We start from the raw sequence: 9,000 nt of genomic DNA, 5'->3' as shown, positions 1-9,000 counted from the left end.
TCGTTTTGGCGGTGCTTGCTTCTCTTAAGTTGGCGCCACGGCGGTTGATACTTGCGACACGACGACGGTACGCCTCGCTTTGTGGAAGTCAACCGGCGCAGCCGACAGGTCGCCGGCTGCGCCTAAATTTTCACCAATGATGTTGTCGCACGGTCAGACGCGATTGCCCTCGGCGTTGAAAAAGTGCAGCCGCTCGACCGGCAGGCGCACGGCAAGAGTACCTGACGCGTTGAGGAACCGGCGGTCGTTGGTGAAGGCCTTGAAGCCGGCGCGACCGAAGGAGAGGTGCAGGATGATGCCGAAGCCGGTTGGCTCCACAAGGTCGACATTGGCTTTCAGCGCGTCCGGTCCTTCCACGCCGATTTCGACGTGTTCCGGTCGAATGCCGAGCGTGGCGCGGGCGCCTTCGGACAGGGCAGGATGCTGCTGTGCCGGAATGGTGACGCCGCCTTCCGTCTCGAAGCGCGGCGCGGTGCCGTTCCGGTAGGTGCCTTCGAAGAAGTTCATGCCGGGCGAACCGATGAAGCCGGCGACGAACAGGTTGGCGGGGCGGTCGTAGAGATCGAGCGGGCTCCCGACCTGCTGCACGAAGCCGCCGTTCATGGCGACGATGCGGTCGGCGAGCGTCATGGCCTCGATCTGGTCGTGGGTGACGTAGATCGAGGTGGCGCCCAAGTCCTTGTGCAGCTTCTTGATCTCGGCGCGCATCTGTTCGCGCAGGCGCGCATCGAGGTTCGACAGCGGCTCGTCGAAGAGAAACGCCTTGGGCTCGCGCACGATGGCGCGGCCCATGGCGACGCGCTGGCGCTGGCCGCCGGAGAGTGCGCGGGGGCGACGCTCGAGCAGCGGGTCGAGGCCGAGTTTGGCGGCCGCCCCCGAAACGACGCTTGCGATCTTCTCCTTGGCGGTTTTCCGGAGCCTCAGGCTGTAGCTCATGTTCTTGGCGACCGACATGTGCGGGTAGAGCGCATAGGACTGGAACACCATGGCGATGTCGCGGTCCTTCGGTGCGAGCTCATTGACGCGTTTGCCGGCGATGCGGATTTCGCCAGAGCTGACGCTTTCAAGACCTGCAATCATGCGCAGAAGCGTGGACTTGCCGCAGCCGGACGGGCCGACGAGCACGACGAACTCGCCGTCGCCGATTTTCAGGTCCACATCGTGCAGGACCGGGTGGATGCCGTAGGATTTCTGGATGTTGGCGATATCGATGGAAGCCATGGGATGATCCTCAGCCTTTGACCGCGCCGGCCGTGAGGCCCTGGACGAGATAACGTTGAATGAGCAGGAAGAAGAGGCAGGCGGGGATGAGCGCCAGCACGCCGGCCGCCATCATCTGCCCGAAATCGACCGAGAACTTCGACACGAAGGACAGAAGTCCGACCGGGAAGGTCGCCTGGTCGTTGCCGGAGATCAGCATCAGCGAGAACAGAAGCTCGCTCCAGGCGGCAGTGAAGACGAAGCCGAGGGTTGCGGCAATGCCCGGCAACGTCAGCGGCAGGATGATCTGGCGGAAGGCGACGAACTGGGTGGCGCCGTCGATCATCGCCGCCTCCTCCAGGTCCTTCGGAATACCGTCGAAGAAGGACTGCATCAGGAAGGTGGCGAAGGGCACGTTGAAGGCGGTGTAGACGATGACGAGGCCGGTCAGGCTGTTGGTCAGTCCGAGCGGCGACAGGATCTTGAAGATCGGAGCCACCAGCATGACGAGCGGAAACATCTGCGTCAGAAGCATCAGCGCCACCAACCAGTATTTGCCGCGGAAATTGAAGCGTGACAGCGCGTAACCCGAGAGCGAGGCGAGGATGGTGACGATGACGGCGGTGGAGCCGGCGACGATCAGGCTGTTCTTGAAGAACACCGGAAAGGCGCTGTGGCGCAGCACGAAATCGAAATGTTCGAGGCTCGCGCGCGACGGCCACATCCGAATGCCTTCGGAATAGAGCAGGTCGTTCGGGGTGACCGCGACCTTCAAGAGCCAGTAGAGCGGGAAGAGCGCGAAGGCGATATAGGCAAGGATGGCCAGCCGGTGCGCGATCAAGAGGAAAAGCGGTTTGGCGCGCATCGGGTCAATCCTTGCTCAGCAGCCATTGCCGCAGGATGACGATCAGCATCGAATAGGCGAGCAGCAGGGCCAGAAGCACGAGCGCAATCGCCGAGGCGTAACCGAAATCCAGCCGCTTGAAGGCTTGGGTGAAGATATAGCTGGCGACGATCTGGGTGCGGTCGGCCGGTCCGCCATTGGTCATGACGATGATCAGGTCGGCGAAGTTCGAGATCCAGACTGTGCGCAGCAGGATGGTGATGGCGATGGTCGGTGCCAGGAACGGCAGGGTGATCGAGAGGAAGCGTTGCACCGGGCCGGCGCCATCGATGCTCGCGGCCTCATAGAGGTCGCGCGGGATTGCCTGCAGGGCGGCAAGCAGCGTGATCGCAAAGAACGGAATGCCCCACCAGACATTGGCGATGATCGGGCCCCACATGGCAAGCTGAGGATCGGAGAGGATGTTGTTCGGCTCGCTCATGAGTCCGAGCGCGTAGAACCAGTGCGGCAAGGGGCCGACCACGGGGTTGAAGAGCCAGGCCCAGTTGAGGCCGGCAAGGAAGCTCGGAACGGCCCAGGGCAGGAAGACGAGGGCCTGGGCGAGGCCGCGACCGTAGAAGGGTTTGTCGAGCAAAAGTGCCAGGATCAGGCCGAAGGTGAACTGGAAGAACACCGAGGCGCCGGTCCACCAGAGCGTGTTGCGCAGCGCCCGGTAGAAAGCCTGGTCCTCCGACAGTGCCCGGAAATGATCAAGGCCGATATAGGCGCCCGAGAACGGGTTCAGGAGCTGGATATCGCGGAAGGCGTAGGAAACGCCGAGCACCAGCGGCACCAGCATGACGGTGACGATGAGGATCAGCGCCGGCGCGCTGTAGAGATAAGGTGCGGCGCCATCGGCGATGCGCTTCTTGAGCGGCGTCCTGCTTTCAGGCAGGCCGCTTTGTCGGGCGACGTAGGCCATCGATCGAGATTTCCCCTGTGCGGTCACCGGTTTCTTCGGCGTACCTCGTTTTGGTCAGCAGGAGCGGGATGCGGGCGGAGACCGCGCCGACGTCATTCCGCTCGAAGATCATGAAAGCCGGTGGCGGCGAACCGCCACCGGCCAAAGGCTTACTTCTTGCTGGCGAGGAACTTCTGCTGCGCCTTGGTGAGGTAGTCGGCCCACTGATTGGCGAGTTCTTCCGGCGTGATGTCGCCGAGCAAAGCTTCCTGGGTGGTCTTGATGGCGAGCGAATCCTTGAAGAAGGCGAATTCTTCCAGGTAGGTCGGCATGACCGTCAGGACGACGTCCTTGTCGGCGAGTTCGTCGAACCAGCCCTTGAACTGCGCGCTCGCATAGAAGGGATCCTTTTCGGCCGACTTGTGCACCGGCAGCGCGCCTGTGCGCTTGTTCCACTCGATGTTGCCTTCCGGCCCTTCGAGCGTCTCGATCAGCTTCCAGGAGAGATCCTTGTTCTGGCTGGCGGACAGCATCGACCAGCCGGCAAAGCCGATGGTGGTGAACGCCTTGCCGCTCGGACCCTTCGGCATGGTGGTGACGCCGAAGTCTTCCGACTTCATGCGCTCGGCGATGGCGATCAGCGCGTCCGGATCCTGGTCGAGGAAGGCGCAGGTGCCGCTGTAGAAGCCGGCGACGATTTCGTTGAAGCCCCAGTTGACGCTGTCCTTCGGCGCGAGGCCCTTCTTGTAGAGGTCGATCACCCAGGTGAGGCCCTTGACCCAGCCCTCGCTGTTCATGGTCGAGGTGCCGTCCTCGTTGAAGAAGGTGTTGGTGCCGGCCATGGTGGCGCCGAACATCACCCAGCCGTTGAGTCCACCCGGACCGCCGCGCAGGCAGTAGCCGGATTTGCCCGGAAGCTTCGAGACGGCTTCCGACGCCTTGACGAAATCGTCCATGGTCTTCGGCGGCTCGCTGACGCCGGCTTCCGACAGCAGCTTCTTGTTGTAGAACATCGCGCGCAGATAGAAGCCGTAGGGCAGCATGTAGGCGGTGTCGTTGATGTCGCGGCCGAGTTCGAGCGCGCGTTCCGTCAGCCCGCCCGTGTGCTCCCACTTGGCGAGATAGGGTTCGAGGCTTTCGAGCATGCCGTTATTGGCATAGAGCGACAGCCAGGTGTCGGGCATTTCCATCACGTCAGGCAGTTCGCCAGCCGAAACCATGGTGGCGAACTTCTGGAAGGCTTCGCCCCAGGGAAGCGAGATGATCTCGACCGTCGTGCCGGGGTTGGCGGCCTCGAACTTGGCGACGATCGATTTCAGCGTCTCGGTGCGCTCCGGGCTGGTGATGACCTCGACCAGCTTCAGCTTGGTGTCGGCGAGTGCGCTTCCGGCCATGAGCGTGGCGAGAAGCGTGGCAGTGATCAGTTTCTTCATGTCTGTTCCCTCTTTTCTCGTTGGTTTTGGTTCAAAGTGGGGAGAAGCGGGATCTCAATCCCGCTCCTGTCAGTCAGTCGTAGCGACGGCGAGCGCCGCTTCGAGATCGCTCCAGAGGGCCTCCGTTCCCTCCAGGCCGACATGCAGCCGCACCGACCGCGGCGAGATGCCGAAGGCGGCCGCGGAATTGGGTTGGGCTTTCTGTGACAGCACGACTTCGCCCGGAACGATGAGGCTTTCATGCCCGCCCCAGGAAACGCCGAGCTTGAAGAGTTCGAGATGATCGGCGAAGCGCCTTACGTCGACGCCCTCGCGGAAGATGAAGGAGAAGAGGCCCGATGTGCCCGAGAGCCCCGGCGGCAGGGTGTTGCCGAGGCCGGGATGGCAGACTTTCTCGACCAGCGGGTGGGCCTGCAGCCGGCGCGCGACGTCGAGCGCCGAGCGCTGATGCGATTTCATGCGGATCGGCAGGGTGCGCAGGCCCCGGATCAGGAGCCAGGCGTCGAAGGGCGAGAGCTTGCCGCCGAGATAGGGATAGGCCTCCGAGCGAATGCGGCCGATCAGTTCCTTCGAACCGGTGACGACGCCGGCGACGACGTCCGAGTGGCCGCCGAGATACTTGGAGGCCGAATGGATCACGAGATCGACGCCGAGCGAGATCGGCTGCTGGAAGATCGGGCTTGCCCAACTGTTGTCGATCGCGGTGATGATGCCCTGGTCCTTGGCAAGGCGGGCGAGGGAAGCGACGTCGTGGGTGTCCATCACCCAGCTCGTCGGGCTTTCCATGTAGAAGAGCTTGGCGCCGGGAAGCGCCCTGGCGACCGCCTCCTCGTCGCGGCCGTCGACATAGGTCACCTCGACCTTCATGCGCTTCAGGTGCGTGCCGAACAGGCGGAAGGCGTCGGGATAGACGTGGTTGACGGCGACGATGCGGTCGCCGGGTTCGACGAAGGAGAGCACGGTCGACGAAATCGCCGACATGCCGCTTGCAAAGCCGATCGCGTCCTCGCCGCCTTCGAGCTTCGCCAGCATCTCCTCGAACATGCGCACGGTCGGGTTGAGGCCGCGGGTATAGATCGGCCGCACGCGTTCGCCCCGGTAGGAGGCGACCATGTCGTCGTAGTCCTTGAAGGTGAACAGCGAGGTCTGCACGATCGGCGGCACGACGGCATCGAAGGCGTGGCCTTCGTCATGCGCGACGATCAGCGAGGCGTGGTCGAACGGATCGAGGCCGTTGGTCATTTGGACATTTCCTTAATGTCTTCCTCGACGATCGCGAGGATTTTCAGCGTTTCTTCGCGCGCGGTGTCAGGGTCCTGTGCGGCGATCGCGTTGAAGAGGGTGCGGTGGAAGGGAAAGGAGCGGCGGGCAAAGTCCGTGCGATCGAACGGATGGTCCCAGAAGCGTTCGAAGGCCTCGCGCATCTGTTCGAGCAGTTGCCGGAAGAGCGGATTGTGCGTGGCATCGTAGATCGCCAGATGGAAGGCGAGGTCTTCCGGGCCCGACGTGCCCTTGGCGATGTGCACGCGCTCCATCTCGTCGAGTTTGATTTCGATGATGTTGAGGTCTTCCTCGGTGCGGCGGCGGGCCGCGACCATGTTGGCCTCGACTTCGATGCCGCGGCGGACTTCGAGCGTCATCAACAGCACGTCGCGCAAATGCGCGGTATCGAGCGTGAGCGGCATATGGACGGTCGCGCCGGAGATCGTGCGCAGCAGGTAGGTGCCGCTGCCCTTGCGCGCCTCGACGACGCCGAGCGCCTGGAAGTGGCGGATGACCTCGCGCACGGTCGAGCGGCCGACGGCAAGCGCCGTCATCAGTTCGCGCTCTGCCGGCAGGCGGTCGCCGGGTTTCAGGCCGGAATGCTGGACGTAGTCGGCGAGCGCGGCAATGACCTGCTGCGCCCGGTCGGCGGGCGGCAATGGCAGAAGCGTTGCTCTGGCTTGTTCAGTCATTCAGCCTCCCCCTCGGCGCCAAATTGGTCTGACATCTGATCAATATGATCAAGGCGAAGGAGGTGGTCAAGCCAGAACTTATAAAGCTGCGTGTCGGTTGACCTTGCCGTGGGCAGGCGTAGACAGGGGGCAAGGAGCTTGAAGATGAAGACAACAGGACATGCATGCGCCGCCGCCGTGGTCGGTGCGTTCCTTGCTTTGGTGGCTGTCGCGGGCGACGCGGAAGCGCAGATGCGCACCAGAAAGGGCGAATATTACGAGGGCATCCAGCGGAAGCCCTATGGTCACTACTGGATCTGGCCGCCGGTCGAACAGCAGCCGGTCTACAAGGCGCGCCCAGGCAAGAAAGGTGCAGACGGCGAGACGCCGAAGCCTCGCAAGCGACCGGCGCAATAGGCACCGTTGTTCAGGAAAGCGAGCCAGCCAACGAGAAGCGGCGCCCGAGGGCGCCGCAATTTTGATCAGGCTTTGTCTGGTCAGACAGTCGCGACGTGAACGTCGCGGGGGAGGGACGAGAGAACCTCCGGCCCGTCCTCGCGCAGGATGACGATGTCCTCGAGCCGGATGCCGAAGCGGCCGGGCAGATAGATGCCGGGCTCGATCGAGAAGACCATGCCTTCTTCGAGCACGGTTTCCGAAGTCGCAGTGATATAGGGCGGCTCGTGGCCGTCGATGCCCATGCCGTGGCCGGTGCGGTGGACGAAGTATTCGCCGTAGCCGGCGTCCGCGATCACCTTGCGGGCGGCAGCATCAACCTCCTTGGCGAGCACGCCGGGGCGGGCAGCCTTCAGCGCCGCCTGGACAGCCCGTTCGACGATGGTGTGGATCTGGCCGTATCCTTCAGGCGCCCGGCCGACGATCGCCATGCGGGTGATGTCGCTCGGGAAGCCCTGCTTGCGGCCGCCGATGTCGATGACCACGGCGTCGCCTTCCTCAATCACCCGTTCGCTGGCCGAGTGATGCGGAAACGCGCCGTTGCCGCCGGCGCCTACGATCCAGAAGGCCGGTGCCGCAGCTTCGGAGGTAAAATGTCCGCGAATTACTGCGGCCAGTTCCTTCTCGGTCATGCCAGGGCGGATCTTCGCAAATGCCGCCTGCATGGCGCGGTCGGCAATGCCGGCGTTCATCTTCAACAGCGCGTATTCGCTCTTGTCCTTGCGCATGCGCAGGGCGCCAAGCGTAGCTGGGGTGAATTCGCGGGCAGTGTCTGCGGGCAATGCATCGATCAGTAGCAGCGCGAAATCTGCGCGCATGGTTTCGTCGAGCACGACGCGGCCAGGTGCAGCAGCGCCGACATCGGCAAGCGCCGCGGTCAGGGCTTCGCCCGGTCCGACCTCATCGGCCCAGTTGTGGAAGGCGATGTCGGTGTGTTCACGGGTGCCTTCGGCATTGAGCGCCGGCATTAGGAAGGCTTCCTTTTCCCGGCCGATCAACAGCAGGCAGGGGCGCTCGTCCGGATGCGGATGGTAGCCGATCAGCCAGTCCATGTGCGATCCGGGCGCGAGCGCGACGAGGCCGACATTGCTTTCGGCCATTTTGCGGCGAAGCGCTGCAAAACGGCTCTTTGAGAGTTCCGTCATGGTGTTTCCAGTTCTGACTTGAGGATGTGAAAGGTCCGAGAGGGCCGCATTTGAGGCGGCCGACGTGGAACGGATCCGTGATGCGTTGCGGCGCGTCTACGGGGAACGTCTGCGTCCGGCATGGACGATGTCTAGGGATGTGGATTTGTGGCTCTTCAAGCGGACTCCTCCCCCTCGAAATGCACGCGCATGTGCTCCGGGAACTGGCCGTCTCCCGTCGCTATGCGGCTGTATTTCAACGACTTTGGTGTCGGGCCGTGGTCTTGTCAATACGAAATTTTAGTCACACTAAAATTTCTGGCGCGCGATGCTGGCAGCAGGTCAGGCGGCCAGCCGCAACAGGCGCGCGACCGCCTGCTGGTCGAACCCGCCGATGCCCTCGCGGATGTCGGCGGCGATCGCGTCTGCCACGGCATCCTCGTCGCGGCGCCTGAGCGCGTCGATGGCCTCGCGGTGCCGGTCGATGACGTAGAGTTCGGTGACGTGTTCCATGGCGATGCCGAGGATCGGGCCGAGCTGTAGCCAGACGCTTTCGATCAGCGGCATGGCGACCGGGTCGGGGTTGGCCATATAGATCAAACGGTGGAAGGCCTGGTTGGCAATCAACGCCGCCACCTTGTCACCTGCGCGGATTTCCGTCTCGATGCTGTCGTCGACCGCGGCGATCTGCGCGATCTGCCGCTCGGAGAGATGGGCGACGGCCCGCCGGGCGGCATGGCTTTCGAGCGCGATGCGCAGTGAGATCAGTTCCTCGAAGCGGGCGGGCGTGATGTGCGGCACGACGATGCGGCGGTTTTCGAGAAATTGCAGCGCGCCGATGGAGGTGAGCTGCCGCAGCGCCTCGCGCACCGGCGTCGGGCTGCTTTCAAGCGCCTCGGCAAGGCCGCGGATGGTGACGGAGGTGCCGGGGCGGAAGGCACCGACCATGATCGCCTGGCGCAGCCGGTTGAAGGCGTAGTCATGCGTGGTCATGCCGTCCGGGCGCGCGAGTGGTGGCAAAACAAGGGGTTTCAACTGCGCATGTCCTTTCACCTTGCTGACGACCGAG

At 63.5% G+C, this 9,000-nt stretch carries 9 protein-coding genes; 1 reads left to right on the top strand and 8 read right to left on the bottom strand.

The genetic code is table 11. From position 1 onward, the window contains the following. Positions 1 to 153: 153 nt before the first annotated feature. The 6 genes from VGO12_RS04130 to VGO12_RS04105 form a co-directional block, all read right to left on the bottom strand. Positions 154 to 1,221 carry a sn-glycerol-3-phosphate ABC transporter ATP-binding protein UgpC gene (locus VGO12_RS04130; RefSeq protein ID WP_327511448.1) on the bottom strand — a complete coding sequence of 356 codons (1,068 nt, stop codon included), beginning with the start codon at positions 1,219 to 1,221 and terminating at the stop codon, positions 154 to 156. A 10-nt stretch (positions 1,222 to 1,231) separates the two neighbouring features. Next, positions 1,232 to 2,065 carry a carbohydrate ABC transporter permease gene (locus VGO12_RS04125; protein ID WP_327511447.1) on the bottom strand — a complete coding sequence of 278 codons (834 nt, stop codon included), beginning with the start codon at positions 2,063 to 2,065 and terminating at the stop codon, positions 1,232 to 1,234. Positions 2,066 to 2,069: 4 nt separating this feature from the next. Next, a complete protein-coding gene (locus VGO12_RS04120; protein ID WP_327511446.1) occupies positions 2,070 to 3,005 on the bottom strand; it encodes a sugar ABC transporter permease in 936 nt (311 codons plus the stop codon). A gap of 149 nt (positions 3,006 to 3,154) precedes the next feature. Further along, on the bottom strand, positions 3,155 to 4,417 hold the full coding sequence (locus VGO12_RS04115) for a sugar ABC transporter substrate-binding protein (protein ID WP_327511445.1): 1,263 nt from the start codon (positions 4,415 to 4,417) through the stop codon (positions 3,155 to 3,157). Positions 4,418 to 4,486: 69 nt separating this feature from the next. Then, the gene (locus VGO12_RS04110) at positions 4,487 to 5,659 is read right to left on the bottom strand and encodes a PLP-dependent transferase (protein WP_327511444.1); all 1,173 of its coding nucleotides are present in this window, start codon (positions 5,657 to 5,659) and stop codon (positions 4,487 to 4,489) included. Further along, positions 5,656 to 6,372, bottom strand: a complete 717-nt coding sequence (locus tag VGO12_RS04105; RefSeq protein ID WP_327511443.1) for a FadR/GntR family transcriptional regulator — start codon at positions 6,370 to 6,372, stop codon at positions 5,656 to 5,658. The genes VGO12_RS04110 and VGO12_RS04105 overlap by 4 nt, the downstream gene beginning before the upstream one ends. 144 nt (positions 6,373 to 6,516) lie before the next feature. Here VGO12_RS04105 and VGO12_RS04100 point away from each other — a divergent pair, with 144 nt between their 5' ends. After that, positions 6,517 to 6,768 (top strand): hypothetical protein, encoded by a 252-nt coding sequence (locus VGO12_RS04100; protein ID WP_327511442.1) that lies wholly within the window; start codon positions 6,517 to 6,519, stop codon positions 6,766 to 6,768. An 80-nt stretch (positions 6,769 to 6,848) separates the two neighbouring features. Here the strand turns inward: VGO12_RS04100 and VGO12_RS04095 are convergent, their stop codons facing one another. Continuing rightward, positions 6,849 to 7,952, bottom strand: a complete 1,104-nt coding sequence (locus VGO12_RS04095) for an aminopeptidase P family protein (RefSeq protein WP_327511441.1) — start codon at positions 7,950 to 7,952, stop codon at positions 6,849 to 6,851. A 321-nt stretch (positions 7,953 to 8,273) separates the two neighbouring features. Then, on the bottom strand, positions 8,274 to 8,966 hold the full coding sequence (locus tag VGO12_RS04090; protein WP_327511440.1) for a GntR family transcriptional regulator: 693 nt from the start codon (positions 8,964 to 8,966) through the stop codon (positions 8,274 to 8,276). Positions 8,967 to 9,000: the final 34 nt, after the last annotated feature.

Source organism: Ensifer sp. (assembly GCF_035999135.1).
GTDB lineage: Bacteria > Pseudomonadota > Alphaproteobacteria > Rhizobiales > Rhizobiaceae > Ensifer.
Note: the sequence above shows the minus strand (reverse complement) of the source record. Positions and strands in the feature narration are given on the sequence as shown.